At 62.1% G+C, this 1622-nt stretch carries 1 protein-coding gene; it reads left to right on the top strand.

The genetic code is table 11. The features are described 5' to 3' along the window. On the top strand, nt 1-1622 hold a 1622-nt coding region (locus tag NOV72_RS31695), incomplete at both ends, for an electron transfer flavoprotein-ubiquinone oxidoreductase (RefSeq protein ID WP_181291214.1).

Here is a 1622-nt window from a genome sequence, read left to right on the forward strand (position 1 = left end):
CGCGAATCGATGGAATACGACGTCGTCATCGTCGGCGGCGGGCCGGCCGGTTTGTCGGCGGCCATCCGGTTGAAGCAACTGGCGGAGGAAAAAGGCGTCGAGATCGGCGTGTGCGTGCTGGAGAAAGGCTCCGAAATCGGCGCGCACATCCTCTCCGGCGCGGTCATGGATCCGCGCGGCCTGTCCGAACTCATCCCCGACTGGAAAGAAAAAGGTGCCCCGCTCGACGTCGAAGTGACCGAAGACCGCTTCCTCTTCCTGACCCAGAACGACGCGAAGCAGGTGCCGAACTGGCTGCTTCCCGACAACTTCAAGAATCACGGCAACTACGTCATTTCACTTGCCAACGTCACGCGCTGGCTCGGGCAGCAGGCGGAAGCGCTGGGCGTCGAGATTTTCCCGGGCTTTCCCGCCGCCGAAATCCTCTATGCCGACGACGGCTCGGTGCGCGGCGTCGTCACGGGCAATATGGGCGTCGGCAAAGATGGCGAGCCGACCGAGAACTTCCAGCTCGGCATGGAATTGCACGCGAAATACACGCTCTTTTGCGAAGGTGCGCGCGGACATCTCGGCCGTCAACTGATCGATAAATTCAAGCTCAACCAGAATTCCGATCCGCAGGTGTACGGCATCGGCATCAAGGAGTTGTGGGAAATCGATCCGGTCAAGCACAAGCCGGGACTCGTCATCCACACCGCGGGCTGGCCGCTCGAACCCGACACCTACGGCGGATCGTTCCTCTACCACATGGACAACAATCAAGTGGTGGTGGGATTCGTCGTCGGGTTGGGATATTCGAATCCGTACTTGTCGCCGTTCGAGGAATTCCAGCGCTACAAGACGCATCCGTCGATTCGCTCGTTCCTCGAAGGCGGCAAGCGCATTTCCTACGGCGCGCGGGCGATCACCGCGGGCGGTCTGATGTCGCTGCCGAAGCTCGCGTTCCCCGGCGGCGCGCTCGCGGGCGACGACGCGGGTTTCCTGAACGCATCGCGCATCAAGGGCAGTCACGCGGCGATCAAGTCGGGCAAGATGGCCGCCGAAGCCGCCTTCGAAGCCGTGCAGGCAGGCCGCCAGAATGACGAGCTCACGGCGTACCCCGAAGCCTTCGACACCTCGTGGCTCAAGACCGAACTGCATCGCGCGCGCAACTTCAAGCAGTGGATGAGCAAGGGCCTGTACCTCGGCACCTTCATGGTCGGCCTGGAGCAAAAGGTGATGGGCGGCAACGTGCCGTGGACGCTGCATCATCAGCATTGGGATCACGAGATGCTGAAGCCGGCGTCGCAATGCAAGCCGATCGTCTATCCGAAGCCCGATGGCAAGCTCACGTTCGACCGGCTCTCGTCGGTGTTCATCTCGAACACGAATCACGAAGAGAACCAGCCCGCGCATCTGACGCTGAAGGATCCGAGCGTGCCGGTCAACGTGAATCTGCGAACCTATGCCGGTCCGGAAAGCCGCTACTGCCCGGCCGCCGTGTACGAGTTCGTGAAGTCCGACGACGGCAACGAGCGTCTGCAGATCAACGCGCAGAACTGCGTGCATTGCAAGACCTGCGACATCAAGGACCCGACGCAGAACATCGTGTGGGTCACGCCGGAGGGCGGCGGCGGGCCGAA

Source organism: Caballeronia novacaledonica, assembly GCF_900258035.1.
Lineage (GTDB): Bacteria > Pseudomonadota > Gammaproteobacteria > Burkholderiales > Burkholderiaceae > Caballeronia > Caballeronia novacaledonica.